The following is a 17936-nucleotide window of genomic DNA, read 5'->3' on the forward strand; positions in this document are numbered from 1 at the left end:
GAAGTGCAGAAACGGCTTTGAACATTGATATAATGCGATTTATAAAAATGTAAATTGGTTTAAAATCACACTAGTTTATGGTGGTAATACACAAGTAATAGACAAAATTGTCAAATTAAATCAACTGCTTTTAGTAATTCATTAATGTTTTTATGTGTGTAAACTTTATCTGTAATGTCTTGTGAGGAATGACCCATGATTTTCTTTATAGATAATTTGTTTGCCCCTGCATTATCCATTAATGTTGCAAATGTATGACGACAATCGTGGGCTTTATGTTCCATAGTTAAGGTTTTCATTAATGGCTTCCATCGATCTTTACGAAAGCTATTGTAAGTAATTTTATTTTTTCTGGAATTAACAAACAAATACTTATTATTTTTATCCATTCGTTTTTCTATAAGCGGAAGGATTTTTTTATTAATAGGGATTATCCTGTCTATACCGGCATCTGTTTTAATGCCTCCAGACATGTATCTCTCTGTTAAATTTATATTTTCGTTTTCAATCAAAATTAATTCTCCTGGCCGCAACCCTGTATAAATCATTATAAGAGCCATATCGGTGTTTTCTTGACTCTCTAGACTATTCCATAGTTTTTCAATTTGAATATCAGAGAATGGTTCCCTATCGCTTTCAGTATTATCTTTTGGTAACGTAACAAAATTTGCATAATTTTTATCAGTAATGTCATTCTCTAATGCAAACTTAAATAATTGGCCATAAAGAGTTTTTGTAATTGACTTAGTACTGTGAGATTTGTCCATATTGTCAATGATTGCTTGCATATGCGATTTTCTTATGTCGATAAATTTCATTCTATGTAGCGATTCTGATAGATTGAATCCAGATTTATATCCTCTCGTTACAGGTTTTTCTCTAAACTTATCTTTGCTCCATAACTCATATATTTCAGCAAAAGTAATTCTTTTAGAATCAATATCATATGGGTCTTTATTATAATCAGCGAGCGCAATCATTGCTTCAGGTCTTGATTTATAATATCCTATAGTCTTGTATTTCTGTTTTACCTTACCTGTTTTCTCATTAATTTCCCAACCAATTGTTACTCTAGCACCATATTGTTTTCTTCTTTTGCCAGATAATTTAAAAACCGATCCGTATCCATTCGGATTTTTCATTTATATCACCATCTTTATTTAATATCTTTATGAATTGATAAGGGATCTAAATATAAAACGTGATCATTGTCAATTCTCGCTTGAGTCCCATATTTATCTCGATAATACTTTAAACTTTCTTCAAGAAATTCTTCAGTAACATTATAATGTTTCAGCAATTTCAAACCTTGATCTACATCCTTTTTTAAAAGGATAAATAAAACTTCTTAATGGTACCAATCGTTTAAATGCCCACTGCCTAGCACGTTTTTCTTGTTTTCTATTTATTAAGTCTGACTGATCAATTATATCTCCAATCGTTGTAAGGTGGTGTCCAATTTCCTCAGCTAGAACGCATGCTTTTTCGGTTGATGATTTAATTCCTTTGTTGATCCATATGACATTATTTCCGTACAGCCCTTTAATTCTTTTTCTCATATTTTTTTCTTGCACCTCTATATTTAGTGCTGTTGCTTCAGACTGTAACCTTTCGTACATCTAATTGCCCCCTTAATAATTTATTAATTTCTTTTTGATTTTAAGTATTTCTTGAAATTCTCTATTTCCTCTAGTTCATCTTCTGTCCAGTCTTCACCATCGTGATGTGCTGCAATTGTTTCTATTTTTTCTAGGCCACCATCTTCAATAATTTGACTTTTTTTAAGTCCAAAATGATCAGCGATCTTCTGAATTGTCCCCATTCTAGGTTGCTTGGTACCCTTCTCCCATGTAGAAACGGCTTTATCTGAAACGCCTGCTATATCTGCTAACTCTTGTTGAGTTAAATCATGTCTTTCTCTTAAGATCTTTAAATTTTCACTAATTCCCATAATTTTCTCCCTCTATTTAATTTCTATTATAAGTAGATTATATTCCACATGTCGAAAAATTTCAACAACAAAAGTAGAATTTTTTCGAACTTTTGTTGTTGACATTCTACTTTTAGTAGATTATTATTGACGTACAAACTTAACTGCGAGGTGATAAAAACATGGGAATGACTCTTAAACAAGCTAGACATCTGACTGATTTGAGCCAAGAGAAACTAGCTGATTTACTTGGTGTTCATCGACATACCTATATGAAATGGGAAAGGAACCCTGATGAGATGACCATAGGTGAGGCAAAACATTTTTCAAAAGTTACAGGTATCCCAATAGATGATATAAATTTTTTTGATATCCACTCTACTTTAAGTAGAAGTATGAGGGGTGTTGCAAATGAGTCTTGATACAACTAGGGAAATTCAAAGCATAAAAGTATCTGAGGCAGCTAAGCTAATCGGTAAATCTGAACAGTTTGTGAGGATTGGATTGCAACAGAAAATTCTACCATTTGGAGTAGCAATTCAGATGTCATCTAAGTGGACATATCACATTTCACCAAAGTTACTTAATGAATACATAGGAGGTGAAACAAAATGAACGCAAATGAGGCAAGGGAGCTGTCCTATAAAAATGCAAGTAAAGCTGCAGAGAAAGATCTAGAACAAGCAATAGATTATGTCAATGATGCAGTAAAACAAGCTGCAATCGTTGGTGAATATGCTGCAAGTGTAACAATTATCGAAAACAACTTATGGGAAGATCATCACTTGATGATTCGATTGCGGAATCACTTTAGGGAAAAAGGATATATTGTTGAGTTTCGCAGAAATTTACGGGATGAAACAATTATCAATATTGCTTGGGATGCATTTTAGGAGGTGAAACAAATGCACTGCACACATGAAAATAGCGCGGCAATTGAAATTGGTGGAACAGATGAAGTAATAACGATCTGTCACGATTGCGGACAAGAGCTATAAGGAGGTGAAACCAAATGACACATGAAGAACTATCCAATGAAGAATTAATCCAATTATTTAAATATGCTGCACAAGAATTAATTACTAATGGCGGTGGACACGCAAGATCGTACTATTACGAAACTGAGGAAGCTGTATTGGAACGGATGAAGGAAGATGAATGACTTAATCAAGGAACTTAAGGTGATCAACCGCGAGTTACGCGAAGGTGAGGCTTCTGAAAATGTTGCTTATATCGAAGAACTCATGGAAGCAAAATGGCAGGTTGAAAGTCAAATTTTAGGGATGGTGGATTAAATGATCAAAGAAAAAATGGAACAAAAGCAGGAACAAAAATTAAAACAAAACGCTGCCTTTTTCAGAGCAAGCCATGCAGGTGTTGTACGTGAGATTGCATTAAATAGTGGTGGAACTGGTGATTTACGCAAAGAAATTTCTTCTGCAGAAGCAAAGCGTATGAAGCGTAAACGTAAGTTGGCGAAACAAAGTCGTCGGAGAAATCGATAGGGAGGGTGCTGATAAATGGTCGAAATCAACAAACGTAAAGCAGAGCATCATCAGGCTGTAGAAATAAGTAAACGAATTGTAGAATTGTTCGTCGAAAACAATCTTACAATCCGCCAAGCTAAAACAGCATTAAATGAAGCTAAAAAGTCCCTTGCAGATGTAACTATTCATCCTAAATAGATCCGTCAATTTTGATAGTTAAGACAGGAGGGATGCAAAGTGGACGGTGAAAAAGAAACCTCCGGAATTTTCATTTCAGAAAAAGAATTAGATCGTCGTATAAAAACAACTAATAGAAACCTATATATTTCTTTAATTGCATTATTGTTTGCTGTTAGTGCTTTTATAGTTACAGTTATTTATTTTGTCAAATGTGTATAAATACTAAATCCAAGCGCTAACAGACTGATAAAAACGGCACACCATGAAATTATTTTCGTGTGTAAAAGTTCGGATTTACCCCACATTGCTTTTTTGCCGTAATTAGTAATTGTGTACCAATCACTGTATGTAGCAAATGGAAAACCATTAACTTCTGTCCAACCATTTTCTATTCGAAGTACATAATTATTTTCTACTATATAGTCCAGATGTTTATATTTTTCACTAATTTTCACTTTACCAAAGACGGAAGCAATCCAAAGTCTTATAAAGATTGAAAAACCCAAATTAGAACCTCCCTTCATCAATCATTCTAGCAGAAGGGAGAGAAAAAGGAGGAAGAAAATTGAATCAACTAGTTTTTATTCAGGACAAGCAGGTTGTAACTGATAGTTTGACAGTTGCAGAAGTATTCGAAAAAAACCATAAGGAAGTTTTAAGAGATATTCGGAACCTTGAATGCAGTGATGAATTTTCACAGCGCAATTTTGCGCCGTCAACTTATAAAAATGATCGTGGCCGAGAATATGAATGTTACGTAATGAAACAAGATGGCTTTTCATTTTTAGTTATGGGATACACCGGAAAAAAGGCAGCATACTTTAAAGAACAATACATCAACGAATTTAATCATATGCGTCAGCAATTAACGGGGACAAGGGTACTTAGTGAAAGAGAACAGCGTATAGAAAGCATGAAATTAACCTTAGATACAGCCCAACGTCAGGACAAAATGGATAGCCGATTAAATTCACTAGAATCGAAGATCGAGGAACAAATCACACTTGATCATGGCGAACAAAGACGATTTCAAAAAGGTGTAGCTAATCGAGTTTATAGCTTTACAGAGGATCAGGATGAAATCAGAAAATTATTTCGTGAATTATACCGGGACATTAAAGACCGGTTCGGTGTTTCTTCATACAAAGATGTTAAGCGTAAAGATTTACAAATTGCTCTTAAATATATCGAAAACTGGATCCCGAGGCAGGTGTCATAGATGAAGCTGCACAATCATTTTTTGAAAGATGATATAAGCAAAGCCAGTGAAGAATATTGGAGGGCAATGGAGGCACTTTCCAATACTATGACTCTTATGAACCAGGGTAGAATTTCAGAAGCTAAGCACGTGTCAATTGGCATAACAAAGGCTTTACATGAACAAGAAAAACTTACTGATAAGAAAAGACAATCGGTGAAAGAAAAAAATCTATCAAATATAGAATCATTGATTGAAGAATTAGAAGCTAAAGGAGTTCATATTCGGGTTGTTAGAGGATTACACCATGAACAGTAAAAGATTTCAAACGATAAAAATTAATGTTTTGTTCATCTTAACTATTATTTTTGTGCTATACGCCTTAATCACATCTGGAGGGAGGTCATGGTGAATGTACACCATAAAAGATTTTACTATGAATCTAATAGGTCCATTTATAGTAGTGTTGCCATTTGTCGTGATTTTATCGTAAAAAAAGTAGACCTGCTACATGGAAGCAGATCTACAGAAATTGTAAACAAACTAAGTTTATCTTATTTAACTGAATATAGCAAGGACTAGTTGGTCCCTGCTTAGTGAGTAGGAGCAGGTGTTTTATCCCCCCTTCAAAATTTTGCTTTCTTACTGTTCCTACTTACTAAGGGTGGATCAACACCCAATAACAGCGCGTTCGTCAAACCTGCTGGAATCGTGAGACAGAAAGGAGGGAGTACATATGCCGACAGGTCTTGTATTTCAAGAATACGGAGATCCAATTGCCACCGGTTGGAAGGGTTGGATTGAAAATGCTGCAGGTGCTGTTGTAGTTTTTGTGAAATTAGATGGTCGAGTGGTAAAGGATTGGTGATCTTAGAAATTAAAAGACCCACTGTTTAGCGGACAGTGGGTCAGTAAAGATAGTTTGGGACTTTTAAGAATTCAGTTACATTTTAATCCATTTTAATGAATGTGACAAGGAGGGGAGATATAGCCTTGGAGCAAACAGCAATTTACGACTACTTAGGTATTGAACAAGATCCACTCTATTTGAAGTTATCGCAATTGAATCAAAGGTAAAAGTATAAAAATTGGTGGGTTATATGTATGTCTAAATTACGCGGGCATTTACGAGGTTGTAACACAAACTTCTCATGATGGTTTTTATGAAATCGCAAGATGTTATGACTTTATTTGTAAATTACTATCCATTAGTCAAGGTGACAATTATGTTAAATAAACATCGTGTATTACTTCCAAAGTGGATTTTTACGGAATCCACTAATGATAAGGAATTAAATAAACTTGTTCTAAATTATATGTGTCGGTATCCAGATTATGTTTTTAGATATATTGAAAATGGATTTGCAATATGCGAAAGAATTGAAACAAAATAATCGGAGGTTTTTACATGAATAAAGACATTGAATACATTCACTCAGATAAATACGGTGAAGCACTAAAGGTAGCTAAAAAGTTTACTGGTAATGGGAATTTAAGACCATTGTTAACATTCGTGCAGCATAACAAAAATGGATCTATTGTAGCTACAGATTCAAGGAGAGCAATAAGGATTTCAAATATTCATGGTTTTGATGAAACACATTTAATACATCCCCACACAGTTGAGTTCGCAAAAGGTAAGTTTCCAGAAACAGCAAAGCTTTTTGATGATACCAAGGGTGAAACTACCATTCAATTAAATAGGTTTCAGATTAAAGTATGGCTGCAAATGCACAAGTCTATTAATCAATTAATCAAAAAAGCTTTTGGTAGATATTCAAATGTGTCTTTAGAGCTAGGTGAAGAAATTAATTTCAGAATTAAGGGAGAGAACGAAGTTGCTTTTAAACTTCCTTATGATCAATACAGTAAACCTAATCCAAAAAATAGCATATAACCAGGAGTATTTAAGGGACGCATTAGAAGCTCATGTAATCATGGAATCACAATACGTAAATATTGTAATAAAAAAAGAAAATGGTCCATTTTTGTTGGACAACGAAAATAACGTTGAGGTTATTGTTTTACCAATTAGAACTAAATGAGAATGGAGGTATAACAGTGGCTAGATATCGTCAAATACACATTGAATTTTGGCAAGATGGCTTTGTTTTGGACCTAACACCTGAGGAAAAGTATTTTTACTTGTACCTAATGACCAATAGCAAAACTACGCAATGCGGCATTTATGAATTACCAAAACGAATTATTCAAACAGAAACAGGTTACAACGGAGAAACAGTTGAAAAATTACTACAAAGATTCATTGAATATAGGAAGATAGATTATTGTGAATCAACAAGAGAAATCATGCTATTAAATTGGATTAAATTTAACTGGATTAACTCAGTAAAGGTTCTATCACTTATAGACAAAGAACTAAAAAATGTAAAAAATCATGATTTCATAAAAACGTTCATTAGCCTATGTAAAGAATATGAATACAGTATTGATACCCTATCCATACTTCAAGAACACAATTTTGAGGTGCAAAATAACAAACCTAGCAATAACAATGGTTCAATAAGGTATTCATACGGTATGGATAGTCTTTCTATAGACCTAGGGGAAGAAAGAGAAATAGAAAGAGAACTAGAAGTAGAAGAAGAAAGAGAAGAAGAAAGAGAACTAATACCTTTTGTCGAGATAATAAATTATCTCAACGATGCATCTGGGAAAAATTATCGTTCTTCTACCAAGAAAACAAAAAACTTAATTAAAGCGAGATGGAATGAAGGTTTTGCCTTTGATGATTTTAAAAAGGTCATTGATATTAAAATTTCTGAATGGAAATATGATCAAAATATGAGTAAATATATTCGACCTGAAACACTATTTGGAAATAAATTCGAAGGCTATTTGAACCAAAACACCAAAATAATTGACGAGTATGACAATTTGTTTTAGGAGGTCAGGACATTGCAAAACATAAAGGATATAGGCATATTAAAAAGCTTAAGAATTGAACATGTTGGTGAACGAATCTGTGAAACTTGTAATGCTCCTGTACCTATCTATCAAAAAGATGGTGAAGAAATTAGCAAGTGTATGAACTGCGAAAACATCAATCTTTCAACACGTGAAACAGAAGGATATGAACCACCTAAACGCAGGTCATTAGTGCAACGAGTGAAGGCAATTGAATATATACCAGATGAATTAGAAGACGTAACTTTTGAAGACTATGTACCCAAAACAGGATCTCAAAAACAAGCCAAACAATTAGTACTTGATTTCCTAAAAGGGGATTATAAGGCATTGCTTTTCCAAGGTGATCCCGGTACCGGTAAATCCCATTTATTCAGATGTGCTGCTAGGGAATTATCAAAGCAAAAAATTAACTGGGAAGAAAATGGGCGTATTTATCAAGTAAATAAAACAGTCTTATTTGCAAAAGTTCCCGAATTAATGAAGTTGATCCAAAGCACGTACAGAAATCGAAATGGACTAAATGAGAATACCATCCTAAAAACAATTACAAATGCTGACGTTCTCATACTCGATGAGATTGCTGGTGAACGCTCTAAGGCTGATTCAGTTGGATTTGAAACATGGAGTGGAGATATTCTTTATCAAATACTGGACCACCGGCAAGGAAAAGCGAATCTTTACAATCTCAATTATCAAAGTGCTGAAGTGAAAGAAAAATATGGCATAACACATGGAAAACGGATATTAAGCCGAATGTCATCACAGGCAAAAATATTAAAAGTCGAAGGACCAGATCATCGAATGCAAGGAGTGGATTAACATGTGGCGGGGAATGAAAAGTGTTATGGAATTTGACCCAAAAGATTCACAACAAAAGACAGAAAGCAAATGGCTGGAATGGAATCGGCACAAATCGGCTGTTGCAGATAAGGCTGTTCCAAATGCAGAGCAAACACAGGCTTATTTGAGAAAGTATGACATGGTGTGAACACATTAACCGGTAATGCGCCAATTCTGCCGCAAAAGAAAAGCAGGATATTATTCGATGATAAAGATATTGATTTCGGATTTCCGGTATGGCAAGAAAAACAAATCATTGAATTATGGAATCAGAATAAAAGCATTGTTTATATAGCAAAAACTGTCAGGCGCAATCCTCATGAAATATTCTTCGCACTCTATGAAGCGCAGATAGATGGAAAGGTATCGAACATTGGACGAGCATTTATGCAGAGCAGCACATTATTAGTTCCTGGAAAGGAGCAGTTGAATAAATGACTGAAAAACAAGCATACAGAGAGTTGGAACGGTGTTTAAATACCAACAAGACTATTAGCATACCAAAACTAAAGCATTTGTTAAAAATGCTAGAAATGGATATAAACGCCATCAAGAGTATTCATAATTTGCGATGTCAGAATAAGCGATTACGGGAGAAATTGAGGAGGTTGAAAGGATGAATAAATGCGTTGAATGTAAAAGTGCTATTGCAACTCATTGGAGCAATTACTTGTGTGAGGAATGTTTTCGTGAATTTCTTCGGGATGATAAAGAGAAGGTAGATGCTAACAAAATTGAAAGTAATAAGCTCTAATGGAATTTCTAGTAGTCATGTTACTGGTTGGGTTGTTTCTGGTATTGGCGTTGATTGATCAGTGAACATTAGAACAAAAAAGCGAAGTAAGGGAGGTAGGAAAATGCCAAATAAATATGGTGAAAAGGATTGGTTAGACACTGCATTGCCGTTGATAAATAGTTTGGAAATTGTAGATAAAGATGCTGATGGAGAAATACTTTATTACGCTCTAATTGAAGGTACAGAGGAAAACAAAGAAATATTGAGACGGGCAGGAGTAACGTTGCAAGAAATTGATGGTGCCACTGGCGATGAAGGACAAATAGATTTAACACATTTTATTTGGGAGTTTGCAGGATGGTTTAATGGCGAAAAATTTGTCAGAGAGAAACCATTTGATGATATGTGATTTATGTCGCATTTTGATTAAAATCCGTCATTAGGAGGTGTGGTAGTGATCAATCAAATACTTCAGGGTGATAGCTTAACAGTTTTAAAAACTCTTCCTGATCAATCAATTCAAACTTGTATAACAAGTCCACCCTATTATGGTCTACGTGATTACGGAGTAGACGGGCAGATTGGTTTAGAGAGAACTGTTACTGAATATGTCGAAAATCTAGTATTTCTTTTCAGGGAAGTAAAACGCTTATTAAAAGATGATGGTACCTTGTGGCTTAACCTAGGAGACAGTTATGCAGGGAGTGGAAAAGGTGCATGGAAAGAAAAAAATAAACAAAAACATCATTATGTTCCGGATCCTGAAAGTCCACAAGTCAAAATAAAACATGATGGGTTTAAACCAAAAGATTTAATTGGGATTCCGTGGAGAGTAGCTCTTGCATTACAAGAAGATGGTTGGTATTTAAGATCAGACATTATCTGGAATAAACCTAATGCAATGCCGGAAAGTGTAACAGATCGTCCTACCAAATCGCACGAATATATATTTTTATTAAGTAAATCGCCTAATTATAACTATGATCATGAATCTATAAAAGAATCTGCGATTTATGGAACACAAGATGTTAGAGGTTCTAATGGTGCATTTGGACCGCAACAGAATTACAGAAGGTCAGACAAGCCAAGAGGTTCATTTGATGGTAAGCATGGCAGTGAATCATTCAGAGCGATTAGGGATACAAGAAATAAAAGATCAGTTTGGACAGTAACAACGAAACCATTCAAACATGCACATTTTGCAACATTTCCTTTAGATTTGATTGAACCTAGTGTTTTAGCTGGATCTCGAGAGAATGACCTGATACTTGATCCATTCTTTGGTTCTGGAACAACAGGGCTTGCTGCATTAGAGCATAATAGAAATTTTGTGGGTATTGAGTTGAATCCAGAGTATATAAAGATAGCTAAGAAACGTTTGGCAGCAGTACAAATGAGTTTTATTTAACCATTTAAGAAAGGGGAGTTTACACATGAATGAACAAGAAAAAGCACAACTCAAATATGATGCTGCAATAGCCTTGAAAAACGGCAACCTTGATGAAAATACTTTGAATTATTTTATCGAAAAAGCTTATCACATTGGTCATAATGCTGGAGAAGTGAAAAAGATTGAACGTGTTGAGGAATTGACTAAAGAAAACTGTCGTTATAGTCAAACCTTGATAGATATAGAAGATAACTTGGACGAGGCATTAGAACTAGTTGATCCTGATGATAAGGACGATTGCATTCAAATTTCCGTAGATCTTATTCAGAAAATATGGGTATTGAAAGGAGAACCAGACAATAAGTGAACGGTTGGAACGTATAAAAAAGAAAAATGAAATTAAAAATCAGTTTGGAGTAAGGATAGGTCAGCGAGATATAGATTACCTTATCCAACAAGCAGAAAGAGCCGAAGAACGCCCAAGATTTAGAAGATATGGATAAGCAGTTGGCTAGTGAACAGAAACGTGTTGAGGAATTGGAAAACAACCTGCATATTACCAACGAATCATGGAAAGACGAAGTTTCCAAGAGGGTGCGTTTACGTGAAGCATTAGAATTTTATGCAGATACCAGAAGCTATGATCCTAGACCGCACATCAAATTCGATCGAGGTAAAATAGCACGTCAAGCATTGGAGGGTGACGAATGAGTAAATCTATCAATCAATTATGTATAATTTGCAAATAGTAGATTTATATGCTGCTAAGTATTATTCAGAACATCCGAGGGTTGAATTAAGGAAATATATTCGACTGGATATACGGAAATCTGATATATAGATAACCTAATTGAGCGTTTTATAAATAAATTAATAACTTTATAGTCAGCAGGATTAAAAAGCGCTTAGAAAGGCTTGAAATTGTATTTTTACATTGGGGGCTGAATAATGAGATTAAAACCCGTTCCAGTAGAAATAGAAAAGGGAAAAATTAACGTTGATATTGATCTTGAAGAAGGAAAAACCCCGTTTATTGTCGTATACTGTCAAGGAGAGGCAAAAATTACCTTTTTACCTGAACATGGGGAAACGAAAGTAGTTACTCACCAAGGAAAGGTGAAGCGGGTTAAGTTTGACGAGGGGGAAGATTTTTGATTTTTGATTACGAAGTAGAGGATATACTTAATATCCTCTTACTAATTTTAGTTATATCTAGTTTTGTTACCCATTCTATCCATTATGTTAGTTCAAAGGCAAGCAGACAAATTATGAATAATTCTAGAAAAACAATAGCACAAAAAACTTATTATTTTTTTTTACCAGCTTTTGAAACTGTTACTGTAGATCGAATGGATAAAATTAGAAAGTATATATCAGATAGCAATGAAAAAGAGGTAAAAAATTTTAAAGTAGGAGTAAATAGTGAATTAGATAGGATTACACATTTTGCCCCAATGGCCGTAATTATTACTTTGTTGATAACTGCATTTTTAGCAATATTTAGCAATATAATCCCAGTTGCGAACACTTGGACTAACAGTATTCTTAATCATGCTATTAATATAAAAGTTAGCGAACTAGAAATTGAGGGAAATTCTAAAAGTGAAATATCCGATTCCTTATTGAACTCTGAAGAATTCAAACTTGCACCTGAATTCGGAGAGCGAGTTTCTAATGTTATTGAGAGGATGATTAAAAACACTTTAGGCATTAACTTTGAAATGTTTTTATTTCTAGCAATGGTACTTGGTTTATATTGGATTGTACATCAATTCAGGCTATCTAAATTATTAAAAATAAAGTATATATTGAATGAATTTAAGTTTGATGAGGGGGAAGATTTTGAAGAAAATAGAAGAAAGTTTAGATAAACTTGGGTTGGTCATACAAAAACACGAGGAAGTTTTTGACATAATAATCGAGGATCAAAAGAGTAAACATAAAATAATACCAGATGAAACATTTATTACTCTCATGATGTTTAGGAAAATTGCAGAAAGATTAGATGCGATATTTGTTTTATTGGAAAATAAGTCTGAAAATGCTGCTCGATCAATTAGCAGGAATTTAATAGAAAATTTTTTATATTTTATTTATGTGATAGATTCAAGGGATAGATATAAAACTAGAGCATTATCCTATTATTTTTCAAATTTAAAGGATCAAATTAATTTATCATATTTATTGTTATCAAAAGGTCAAAAGGGGAGGAAAATAAGGGACTATTTAAATACAGAAAACGGAGATAATGAAATTCTAATTAATAAGGCTAAGAGGGCAAAGGAGCATTATCAAAATTGCATAAATAGTGATAAGTATATAAATATAAAAGTTGAATGGAATAGATTTAATAAAAATGGAATTAAATATCCTAATTGGTATAGCTTATCAAACGGACCCAAAAATCTAAGAGAGCTAGCAGGTCGTTGCGGTTACGAAGTGGAATACGAACTTTTATACGGGATATATTCTCGACAAGTGCATTCTGCCAATGTAATGGATCAATTTGAAAACGTAAATGGTTTAGCAGGAATAAGAAACCTAAGAATGTATGTAAACCCTACACTTGAATTGATCTTTCCGTTGCGGTTAGGTATAGAATCTTTGAAAAGGTTCATTGAATTTTTTGAAATGGATGATGAAATAAATATAGAACAATGGGAAAAAAATTATATCTAATAGTTCTACCAGCCAACTGGAGGACACTGAATGACAGCGAAACAGCTGCCGTTTGGTGTCCTTTTTATATTCTAGGAGGGATTCAATTGATTATAGCTTTTCAAATCATTTTACTATTTATCGTATTTGTATCGTTTGCAGGGATTATAAGCGAACGGAATAACAAGAAATCACAAGACAATTTTTCGTTCATTTGTGCTATCAGTATTGCAGCATTTATCGCTAGCGTGTTGTGGTTGTGATGGCATGGACCGGACTAACCGAACGGGATATGAGAGAAGCTGCCGAATGGAAAGAGTACGCGAATAATCCGTAATCAGTTGAAGAAGATGAATTTTTAAGTAAAAAGCAAGTCTATCAAATGCGTTGGAAGGTTGATCAATATAGACAAGACAAAAGGACAGGCGTTATTCATCCAATAAACAGAAGTGACTACATGAAGCAATTATTTAAGGAAGCAGAACAAGTAAATAAAGAAAGGGTGTAGTTTATGCAAATGGCGTTTAAATTACCAGAGATTGATAGAGATGCAACACGGGCTGCAGTTGAGTCGGCATTGGAAACATATCAAATGTATCTGTTAATGGATCTGGAGGAACTTCAACCTAAGATAACTTCATCATTTAATCTTGTACCAGTTGTACCAAATAATCAGTTCCATTCCACCACAGAAGATATCGCTATCAAGAAAATGGATCAAGAGAAAAAGCGAAAAGAATATGTAAAGAAGATCCAGAAAGCTGTTAATCGATTAGGTTACCAGGAACGTTCAATTATCATTAATCGCTATTTAAAGAATGATGATGTATATGACTATGAGGTATATAATGACCTAGGGTTTAGTGAACGTAAATATTACCGGATTAAGGCTAGAGCATTTTACAAACTAGCGTTTATCTTACGTATAGAGATTTATAAGCAAGAAGGTGAAGCAAGTTGAATTTCGTACAACCGATTCGAGATCCCGAAGTCATTAGGGAAATAAAACGATATTTAAAGGAACAAAATGAACGGAATTATATGTTGTTTGTTACGGGGATTAATTCAGGGCTACGAATATCAGACATTCTTCCGTTAAGAGTGTCTGATGCGAAAAAGTCTTATTTCAAAATCACGGAAAGGAAAACTAAAAAGGATAAGTACTTAGACATGACTCCACAGTTACAAAGAGAATTTAAACAATATATTATTGGTAAAGAAGACCATGAACACCTATTCAAAAGTAGAGAAGGGATTAACAAACCAATTGGTAGAAGTATGGCATACAAGATACTACGTAAAACAGCAGCTCATGTAAATTTAATTGATATTGGTACACATACATTAAGAAAAACATTTGGCTATCACATGTATAAACAAACAGGAGATGTGGCTTTACTCCAAAAGATACTTAATCATTCAGATCCTTCATTTACACTTCGGTATATCGGAATCGACCAAGATGCCATGAACAAGGCTATAAAAGACTTTAAAATATAAGCTCATCCATTCCTGGAGGGCTTTTTTATTTTTCATTATTTCTATAAGTTATCCATAATAAATATACGTGTAACTCATTTTAGTAGAATGTGGTAAAATTAGTAGCAGCAAAGGGTTTAGCCTTTCGGCTAATTCACCAGTATATAAGATATGGATAATTGATTAAAAATAGAGAGGGGTTGGTTAAGTAATGGAAGATAATCTAAGAAAACAATATTCCAATCTAAAAGGAGATTATCAACTACTTTGTGAAGAAATAATAAAACAGCTAAAGGAACTAATTAGGGAATCCGACCAAAAAGTTAATATTGCGGTTCCGATTGAATATAGAGTCAAACAATGGGATTCTGTTATTGGGAAAATTGAAAAATATCAATTAGATATAGATGATATAGCGGATATTAATGATCTTGCTGGAATTAGGATTACTGTTCTTTTTAGAAGAGATGTTGTGTCGGCAGAAAATATTATCGATGAGAATTTTGTAATACATAGAAAAGAAGATACAGAAAAAAGGTTATCAGAGAACCAGTTTGGATATGGATCAATCCATTATGAAGTATCTTTACCTGAGGAATGGACGGAGCTGCCCTCGTTAAATAAATTAAAAGGAAAAAAGGTAGAAATTCAATTACGTACTGTATCTCAACATACATGGGCAGCATCATCACACATATTGCAATATAAAAAGGAACAAGATGTTCCAATTCCCTTAAGACGGTCTATAAATAGGGTAGCGGCGTTATTGGAGACAGTAGATTTAGAATTTGAACGTTTATTAGTTGAAAGAGAAGATTATAAACAGGATATGGTTGATGACGTAAAAGCCAAATTGAATGTAGAATCATTAAGGAATGCATTATTATCAGAGTTTCCAAGAAATGAAGACTCTAATGAGCCTTATTCCGAGCTTTTAGAACTACTATCTAATTTTAATATTAATAATTTGGAAGAATTAAATAGTCTAATAACCAATTACAAAGAAGAAGTTTTGGCAAAAGAGTTGCATCAGTTAACAAGCAGAAAGAAAGCTTTAGATAATGGAGAGGAAGTAGTTGGAACTACCGTAGAAAGAACAAAAAAAGGTGTATTTTTTACTTATCTAGGTCTTGTGAGGAATTTGTTAGAAGAAAAATTTGGAGATAATGCGGTCGGTAAAGCTGTAAATAATATTGAGGGCTTAACAAATTTTAATAGGAGAAAAAAAATGGCAGACAAATGACAGAAATAAAGCAGAGCATAAATATATATATAAGTTACTATGGTATTAATAGGAAATGTAAAAAAAAGCAACCACCATCACTGGCTGCTTTTTTAATTCCCGAAATTTTTTAGTGCATCCCAATTTAAGAATGAATTAATATTAAAGGTATCCATATTGGGGAACACAAAAAGTAATAAATATAAAAATAATGATATAAGAGTAATTTCAATTAATTTCCCTAAAGCTTTTTCTTTCATAGATATTTCCTCCTTATTTACTATATTCGATATTAATCTTGTAAATTCCTGTTACTTTTGCAGGAAATTGGTATTATGCGTCGAATATAGTTATAAAAAGATAAGGAGGATGGTTTATGGGTTCATATAAAATTGATGAGGATATCTTAGAACTTTTAAAAAACAATAGGGAAGTATGGTCAGATAGGCACGACTATACACTTAAAAAAATTCTCGAAAGATACTTCGAAAAAATTGATTTTCTCTATCCTAAGCAATATATAAACAATGAAGGTGGCAATTCAGCTACAATTTTTTATATATTCGTAGATAAAAAGCTGTTTACAGTTGTCGGAAATCAAGGGAGTTTCGCTTTGGATTATATCGGCGAAAATTTAAAGGGCATTCAATTTAGAGAAAGTAGACATCATGAGAAATTTGAACTTGAGTTAAAATTTGAGGAAACAACTATTAATCTAAGTAGCGAGGACTGTAACGGAAGTTGGGCAGAAGACTTTAAAGGGCTTGCACAAAATATTTTTAAATATTTGACTGCTGCTTAATATGTGATTAGTTTACTCTAAGACATCTCACTGAGGTGTCTTTTTTATGTAATATAATTTTGTTTAATTAGAAGAAAGGATAGGGGATTTTACCCTAAGTTTTCCTCGATGTTTTTTCTATGTGGTTTAATATTTTGAAACAACAACTAACACAATGATCAATATCAATATGTTAAACATTAACAATCACCTTCTTTCTGGGTGATTGTTTTATTGTATTCACATTGTAATGAAAAGGTGACTACATGGAACTCCAACGAATAAAAGAATTAATTAGAGAAGATAACCTGGTTAAATTTTATCAGTGTCCTGCTTGGTATGGAAATAATGGGATAAGGCAGCAGGCTTTAGAACGTGATAACTATGAATGTCAAGAATGCAAAAGACAGGGGAAGGTTAGTCCAGCACAAAACGTGCATCACTTAAAAGAAGTGAAAGACTTTCCGGAATTAGCGCTAGTACTTGATAACACTGAGTCTGTTTGCATTAACTGTCACAACAAAGAACACAAACGCTTGGAGAAATACATTCGTAAAAAGAAACCTAAGTTCTGGAATGATGAGAGGTGGTGATTGGGTTTGGAGATATGGAAACCAATTGAAGGACATAACTATGAGATATCTAACCATGGTAGAGTGAGGAATAAGGATAACAAAGTAATTGTCCGTGGTGAAGTCACTGAAAAAGGATATCTAAGAGTACTAATGAATAAGAAACATTACAAAGTCCACCGATTGGTTGGGCTATTTTTTATACCTAATTTAGATAACAAATCAGAGATCAATCACAAAGATGGAAACAAGTTGAACAATCACGTTGACAATTTGGAATGGGTGACATCTGATGAAAACATAACTCATGCTGTTAAACAAGGATTAATACTTTCAACAGACAACAGAATAGTAATGGGTATTTATTTGGATTTTAATAAAGGAATAAATAAACATGAATTAATTAAGAAATATAATGTTTCAAGACAAATGATTGATAACATTGTTTCTAAACGTAGACATAAAAAGATTACTGATAAACTTGATCAAAAAATAATATCATAACACCCCCCCGGTCAAAACTTTGGGCTTT

Annotated in this window: 39 protein-coding genes; 34 read left to right on the forward strand and 5 right to left on the reverse strand. The window is 33.6% G+C overall.

What is annotated here, in order from left to right:
• Nucleotides 1–110 precede the first annotated feature (110 nt).
• From IEV74_RS02515 to IEV74_RS02525, 3 genes are all read right to left on the reverse strand, one after another.
• On the reverse strand, nt 111–1142 hold the full coding sequence (locus IEV74_RS02515; RefSeq protein ID WP_188453755.1) for a tyrosine-type recombinase/integrase: 1032 nt from the start codon (nt 1140–1142) through the stop codon (nt 111–113).
• Between the two features lie 141 nt (nt 1143–1283).
• Nucleotides 1284–1619 carry an ImmA/IrrE family metallo-endopeptidase gene (locus IEV74_RS02520; RefSeq protein WP_229683037.1) on the reverse strand — a complete coding sequence of 112 codons (336 nt, stop codon included), beginning with the start codon at nt 1617–1619 and terminating at the stop codon, nt 1284–1286.
• A gap of 23 nt (nt 1620–1642) precedes the next feature.
• Nucleotides 1643–1951 (reverse strand): helix-turn-helix transcriptional regulator, encoded by a 309-nt coding sequence (locus IEV74_RS02525; protein WP_188453756.1) that lies wholly within the window; start codon nt 1949–1951, stop codon nt 1643–1645.
• Between the two features lie 161 nt (nt 1952–2112).
• On the opposite strand from IEV74_RS02525, the gene IEV74_RS02530 reads away from it, so the two are divergent.
• The 8 genes from IEV74_RS02530 to IEV74_RS02565 all read left to right on the forward strand — a co-directional run bounded on the left by IEV74_RS02530 (nt 2113) and on the right by IEV74_RS02565 (nt 3816).
• A complete protein-coding gene (locus tag IEV74_RS02530) occupies nt 2113–2352 on the forward strand; it encodes a helix-turn-helix transcriptional regulator (RefSeq protein WP_188453757.1) in 240 nt (79 codons plus the stop codon).
• Nucleotides 2342–2545 (forward strand): hypothetical protein, encoded by a 204-nt coding sequence (locus IEV74_RS02535; RefSeq protein WP_188453758.1) that lies wholly within the window; start codon nt 2342–2344, stop codon nt 2543–2545. Before IEV74_RS02530 ends, IEV74_RS02535 begins: the two co-directional genes overlap by 11 nt.
• The gene (locus IEV74_RS02540) at nt 2542–2823 is read left to right on the forward strand and encodes a hypothetical protein (RefSeq protein ID WP_188453759.1); all 282 of its coding nucleotides are present in this window, start codon (nt 2542–2544) and stop codon (nt 2821–2823) included. The genes IEV74_RS02535 and IEV74_RS02540 overlap by 4 nt, the downstream gene beginning before the upstream one ends.
• A 119-nt stretch (nt 2824–2942) precedes the next feature.
• Nucleotides 2943–3092 carry a hypothetical protein gene (locus IEV74_RS02545; RefSeq protein WP_188453760.1) on the forward strand — a complete coding sequence of 50 codons (150 nt, stop codon included), beginning with the start codon at nt 2943–2945 and terminating at the stop codon, nt 3090–3092.
• Entirely contained in the window at nt 3085–3225 is a 141-nt protein-coding gene (locus IEV74_RS02550) for a hypothetical protein (protein ID WP_188453761.1), read from the forward strand. The genes IEV74_RS02545 and IEV74_RS02550 overlap by 8 nt, the downstream gene beginning before the upstream one ends.
• A gap of 15 nt (nt 3226–3240) precedes the next feature.
• Nucleotides 3241–3435 carry a hypothetical protein gene (locus IEV74_RS02555; RefSeq protein ID WP_188453762.1) on the forward strand — a complete coding sequence of 65 codons (195 nt, stop codon included), beginning with the start codon at nt 3241–3243 and terminating at the stop codon, nt 3433–3435.
• 15 nt (nt 3436–3450) lie between these two features.
• Nucleotides 3451–3615 carry a hypothetical protein gene (locus tag IEV74_RS02560; protein WP_188453763.1) on the forward strand — a complete coding sequence of 55 codons (165 nt, stop codon included), beginning with the start codon at nt 3451–3453 and terminating at the stop codon, nt 3613–3615.
• A 39-nt stretch (nt 3616–3654) separates the two neighbouring features.
• Nucleotides 3655–3816, forward strand: a complete 162-nt coding sequence (locus IEV74_RS02565) for a hypothetical protein (protein ID WP_188453764.1) — start codon at nt 3655–3657, stop codon at nt 3814–3816.
• Here the strand turns inward: IEV74_RS02565 and IEV74_RS02570 are convergent.
• Nucleotides 3795–4103 (reverse strand): hypothetical protein, encoded by a 309-nt coding sequence (locus IEV74_RS02570; protein ID WP_188453765.1) that lies wholly within the window; start codon nt 4101–4103, stop codon nt 3795–3797. The two genes, IEV74_RS02565 and IEV74_RS02570, sit on opposite strands and share 22 nt — an antisense overlap.
• A 59-nt stretch (nt 4104–4162) precedes the next feature.
• Here IEV74_RS02570 and IEV74_RS02575 point away from each other — a divergent pair, with 59 nt between their 5' ends.
• The 23 genes from IEV74_RS02575 to IEV74_RS02670 all read left to right on the forward strand — a co-directional run bounded on the left by IEV74_RS02575 (nt 4163) and on the right by IEV74_RS02670 (nt 16072).
• The gene (locus tag IEV74_RS02575; RefSeq protein ID WP_188453766.1) at nt 4163–4816 is read left to right on the forward strand and encodes a Rha family transcriptional regulator; all 654 of its coding nucleotides are present in this window, start codon (nt 4163–4165) and stop codon (nt 4814–4816) included.
• Nucleotides 4817–5113, forward strand: coding sequence for a hypothetical protein (locus tag IEV74_RS02580; protein WP_188453767.1), 297 nt, complete (start codon nt 4817–4819; stop codon nt 5111–5113).
• A 418-nt stretch (nt 5114–5531) separates the two neighbouring features.
• The gene (locus IEV74_RS19830) at nt 5532–5663 is read left to right on the forward strand and encodes a hypothetical protein (protein WP_268233824.1); all 132 of its coding nucleotides are present in this window, start codon (nt 5532–5534) and stop codon (nt 5661–5663) included.
• 295 nt (nt 5664–5958) lie between these two features.
• Nucleotides 5959–6189 (forward strand): hypothetical protein, encoded by a 231-nt coding sequence (locus IEV74_RS02585; protein WP_188453969.1) that lies wholly within the window; start codon nt 5959–5961, stop codon nt 6187–6189.
• A gap of 14 nt (nt 6190–6203) precedes the next feature.
• On the forward strand, nt 6204–6692 hold the full coding sequence (locus tag IEV74_RS02590) for a hypothetical protein (RefSeq protein ID WP_188453768.1): 489 nt from the start codon (nt 6204–6206) through the stop codon (nt 6690–6692).
• Between the two features lie 164 nt (nt 6693–6856).
• Nucleotides 6857–7702, forward strand: a complete 846-nt coding sequence (locus IEV74_RS02595) for a conserved phage C-terminal domain-containing protein (RefSeq protein WP_188453769.1) — start codon at nt 6857–6859, stop codon at nt 7700–7702.
• A gap of 12 nt (nt 7703–7714) precedes the next feature.
• On the forward strand, nt 7715–8545 hold the full coding sequence (locus tag IEV74_RS02600; protein WP_188453770.1) for an AAA family ATPase: 831 nt from the start codon (nt 7715–7717) through the stop codon (nt 8543–8545).
• A 1-nt stretch (nt 8546) separates the two neighbouring features.
• On the forward strand, nt 8547–8714 hold the full coding sequence (locus IEV74_RS02605; protein WP_188453771.1) for a hypothetical protein: 168 nt from the start codon (nt 8547–8549) through the stop codon (nt 8712–8714).
• Nucleotides 8711–9004, forward strand: a complete 294-nt coding sequence (locus IEV74_RS02610; protein ID WP_188453772.1) for a hypothetical protein — start codon at nt 8711–8713, stop codon at nt 9002–9004. Before IEV74_RS02605 ends, IEV74_RS02610 begins: the two co-directional genes overlap by 4 nt.
• Nucleotides 9005–9182: 178 nt before the next feature.
• Nucleotides 9183–9320, forward strand: coding sequence for a hypothetical protein (locus tag IEV74_RS02615; protein WP_188453773.1), 138 nt, complete (start codon nt 9183–9185; stop codon nt 9318–9320).
• Between the two features lie 103 nt (nt 9321–9423).
• Nucleotides 9424–9711: a hypothetical protein gene (locus tag IEV74_RS02620; RefSeq protein WP_188453774.1), complete on the forward strand. Its 288-nt coding sequence runs from the start codon at nt 9424–9426 to the stop codon at nt 9709–9711.
• A gap of 108 nt (nt 9712–9819) precedes the next feature.
• Nucleotides 9820–10710: a DNA-methyltransferase gene (locus tag IEV74_RS02625; protein WP_373284298.1), complete on the forward strand. Its 891-nt coding sequence runs from the start codon at nt 9820–9822 to the stop codon at nt 10708–10710.
• Between the two features lie 25 nt (nt 10711–10735).
• The gene (locus IEV74_RS02630; RefSeq protein ID WP_188453775.1) at nt 10736–11059 is read left to right on the forward strand and encodes a hypothetical protein; all 324 of its coding nucleotides are present in this window, start codon (nt 10736–10738) and stop codon (nt 11057–11059) included.
• Between the two features lie 4 nt (nt 11060–11063).
• A complete protein-coding gene (locus IEV74_RS19835; RefSeq protein WP_268233825.1) occupies nt 11064–11195 on the forward strand; it encodes a hypothetical protein in 132 nt (43 codons plus the stop codon).
• Entirely contained in the window at nt 11188–11403 is a 216-nt protein-coding gene (locus IEV74_RS02635; RefSeq protein ID WP_188453776.1) for a hypothetical protein, read from the forward strand. The genes IEV74_RS19835 and IEV74_RS02635 overlap by 8 nt, the downstream gene beginning before the upstream one ends.
• 237 nt (nt 11404–11640) lie before the next feature.
• A complete protein-coding gene (locus tag IEV74_RS02640; protein WP_188453777.1) occupies nt 11641–11847 on the forward strand; it encodes an XtrA/YqaO family protein in 207 nt (68 codons plus the stop codon).
• Nucleotides 11844–12563 carry a hypothetical protein gene (locus tag IEV74_RS02645; RefSeq protein ID WP_188453778.1) on the forward strand — a complete coding sequence of 240 codons (720 nt, stop codon included), beginning with the start codon at nt 11844–11846 and terminating at the stop codon, nt 12561–12563. The genes IEV74_RS02640 and IEV74_RS02645 overlap by 4 nt, the downstream gene beginning before the upstream one ends.
• Nucleotides 12535–13371 carry a DUF5677 domain-containing protein gene (locus IEV74_RS02650; protein ID WP_188453779.1) on the forward strand — a complete coding sequence of 279 codons (837 nt, stop codon included), beginning with the start codon at nt 12535–12537 and terminating at the stop codon, nt 13369–13371. Before IEV74_RS02645 ends, IEV74_RS02650 begins: the two co-directional genes overlap by 29 nt.
• A gap of 86 nt (nt 13372–13457) precedes the next feature.
• Nucleotides 13458–13613, forward strand: a complete 156-nt coding sequence (locus tag IEV74_RS02655; protein WP_188453780.1) for a hypothetical protein — start codon at nt 13458–13460, stop codon at nt 13611–13613.
• 119 nt (nt 13614–13732) lie between these two features.
• Entirely contained in the window at nt 13733–13858 is a 126-nt protein-coding gene (locus IEV74_RS19840; protein ID WP_268233826.1) for a hypothetical protein, read from the forward strand.
• A 9-nt stretch (nt 13859–13867) separates the two neighbouring features.
• Nucleotides 13868–14311 (forward strand): ArpU family phage packaging/lysis transcriptional regulator, encoded by a 444-nt coding sequence (locus IEV74_RS02660; protein WP_308418964.1) that lies wholly within the window; start codon nt 13868–13870, stop codon nt 14309–14311.
• On the forward strand, nt 14308–14850 hold the full coding sequence (locus IEV74_RS02665) for a site-specific integrase (protein WP_188453782.1): 543 nt from the start codon (nt 14308–14310) through the stop codon (nt 14848–14850). Before IEV74_RS02660 ends, IEV74_RS02665 begins: the two co-directional genes overlap by 4 nt.
• Nucleotides 14851–15040: 190 nt before the next feature.
• The gene (locus IEV74_RS02670; protein WP_188453783.1) at nt 15041–16072 is read left to right on the forward strand and encodes a GTP pyrophosphokinase; all 1032 of its coding nucleotides are present in this window, start codon (nt 15041–15043) and stop codon (nt 16070–16072) included.
• Nucleotides 16073–16164: 92 nt separating this feature from the next.
• On the opposite strand, the gene IEV74_RS02675 is transcribed toward IEV74_RS02670, so the two are convergent.
• Entirely contained in the window at nt 16165–16311 is a 147-nt protein-coding gene (locus IEV74_RS02675) for a hypothetical protein (RefSeq protein ID WP_188453784.1), read from the reverse strand.
• A 116-nt stretch (nt 16312–16427) separates the two neighbouring features.
• On the opposite strand from IEV74_RS02675, the gene IEV74_RS02680 reads away from it, so the two are divergent.
• The 3 genes from IEV74_RS02680 (at nt 16428) to IEV74_RS02690 (ending at nt 17908) form a co-directional block, all read left to right on the forward strand.
• Nucleotides 16428–16853, forward strand: a complete 426-nt coding sequence (locus IEV74_RS02680) for a hypothetical protein (RefSeq protein ID WP_188453785.1) — start codon at nt 16428–16430, stop codon at nt 16851–16853.
• A 245-nt stretch (nt 16854–17098) separates the two neighbouring features.
• Entirely contained in the window at nt 17099–17425 is a 327-nt protein-coding gene (locus IEV74_RS02685; RefSeq protein WP_188453786.1) for an HNH endonuclease signature motif containing protein, read from the forward strand.
• A 6-nt stretch (nt 17426–17431) separates the two neighbouring features.
• On the forward strand, nt 17432–17908 hold the full coding sequence (locus IEV74_RS02690) for an HNH endonuclease (protein ID WP_229683039.1): 477 nt from the start codon (nt 17432–17434) through the stop codon (nt 17906–17908).
• Nucleotides 17909–17936: the final 28 nt, after the last annotated feature.

Source organism: Virgibacillus oceani (assembly GCF_014638995.1).
GTDB lineage: Bacteria > Bacillota > Bacilli > Bacillales > Amphibacillaceae > Virgibacillus_E > Virgibacillus_E oceani.

Coding starts and splice junctions, on each gene's coding strand:
- IEV74_RS02515 (WP_188453755.1), bottom strand. CDS start 1,142: ATGAAAAATCCGAATGGATACGGATCGGTTTTTAAATTATCTGGCAAA.
- IEV74_RS02520 (WP_229683037.1), bottom strand. CDS start 1,619: ATGTACGAAAGGTTACAGTCTGAAGCAACAGCACTAAATATAGAGGTG.
- IEV74_RS02525 (WP_188453756.1), bottom strand. CDS start 1,951: ATGGGAATTAGTGAAAATTTAAAGATCTTAAGAGAAAGACATGATTTA.
- IEV74_RS02530 (WP_188453757.1), top strand. CDS start 2,113: ATGGGAATGACTCTTAAACAAGCTAGACATCTGACTGATTTGAGCCAA.
- IEV74_RS02535 (WP_188453758.1), top strand. CDS start 2,342: ATGAGTCTTGATACAACTAGGGAAATTCAAAGCATAAAAGTATCTGAG.
- IEV74_RS02540 (WP_188453759.1), top strand. CDS start 2,542: ATGAACGCAAATGAGGCAAGGGAGCTGTCCTATAAAAATGCAAGTAAA.
- IEV74_RS02545 (WP_188453760.1), top strand. CDS start 2,943: ATGACACATGAAGAACTATCCAATGAAGAATTAATCCAATTATTTAAA.
- IEV74_RS02550 (WP_188453761.1), top strand. CDS start 3,085: ATGAATGACTTAATCAAGGAACTTAAGGTGATCAACCGCGAGTTACGC.
- IEV74_RS02555 (WP_188453762.1), top strand. CDS start 3,241: ATGGAACAAAAGCAGGAACAAAAATTAAAACAAAACGCTGCCTTTTTC.
- IEV74_RS02560 (WP_188453763.1), top strand. CDS start 3,451: ATGGTCGAAATCAACAAACGTAAAGCAGAGCATCATCAGGCTGTAGAA.
- IEV74_RS02580 (WP_188453767.1), top strand. CDS start 4,817: ATGAAGCTGCACAATCATTTTTTGAAAGATGATATAAGCAAAGCCAGT.
- IEV74_RS19830 (WP_268233824.1), top strand. CDS start 5,532: ATGCCGACAGGTCTTGTATTTCAAGAATACGGAGATCCAATTGCCACC.
- IEV74_RS02585 (WP_188453969.1), top strand. CDS start 5,959: ATGAAATCGCAAGATGTTATGACTTTATTTGTAAATTACTATCCATTA.
- IEV74_RS02590 (WP_188453768.1), top strand. CDS start 6,204: ATGAATAAAGACATTGAATACATTCACTCAGATAAATACGGTGAAGCA.
- IEV74_RS02605 (WP_188453771.1), top strand. CDS start 8,547: ATGTGGCGGGGAATGAAAAGTGTTATGGAATTTGACCCAAAAGATTCA.
- IEV74_RS02615 (WP_188453773.1), top strand. CDS start 9,183: ATGAATAAATGCGTTGAATGTAAAAGTGCTATTGCAACTCATTGGAGC.
- IEV74_RS02620 (WP_188453774.1), top strand. CDS start 9,424: ATGCCAAATAAATATGGTGAAAAGGATTGGTTAGACACTGCATTGCCG.
- IEV74_RS02630 (WP_188453775.1), top strand. CDS start 10,736: ATGAATGAACAAGAAAAAGCACAACTCAAATATGATGCTGCAATAGCC.
- IEV74_RS02635 (WP_188453776.1), top strand. CDS start 11,188: ATGGATAAGCAGTTGGCTAGTGAACAGAAACGTGTTGAGGAATTGGAA.
- IEV74_RS02640 (WP_188453777.1), top strand. CDS start 11,641: ATGAGATTAAAACCCGTTCCAGTAGAAATAGAAAAGGGAAAAATTAAC.
- IEV74_RS19840 (WP_268233826.1), top strand. CDS start 13,733: ATGCGTTGGAAGGTTGATCAATATAGACAAGACAAAAGGACAGGCGTT.
- IEV74_RS02660 (WP_308418964.1), top strand. CDS start 13,868: ATGGCGTTTAAATTACCAGAGATTGATAGAGATGCAACACGGGCTGCA.
- IEV74_RS02670 (WP_188453783.1), top strand. CDS start 15,041: ATGGAAGATAATCTAAGAAAACAATATTCCAATCTAAAAGGAGATTAT.
- IEV74_RS02675 (WP_188453784.1), bottom strand. CDS start 16,311: ATGAAAGAAAAAGCTTTAGGGAAATTAATTGAAATTACTCTTATATCA.
- IEV74_RS02680 (WP_188453785.1), top strand. CDS start 16,428: ATGGGTTCATATAAAATTGATGAGGATATCTTAGAACTTTTAAAAAAC.
- IEV74_RS02685 (WP_188453786.1), top strand. CDS start 17,099: ATGGAACTCCAACGAATAAAAGAATTAATTAGAGAAGATAACCTGGTT.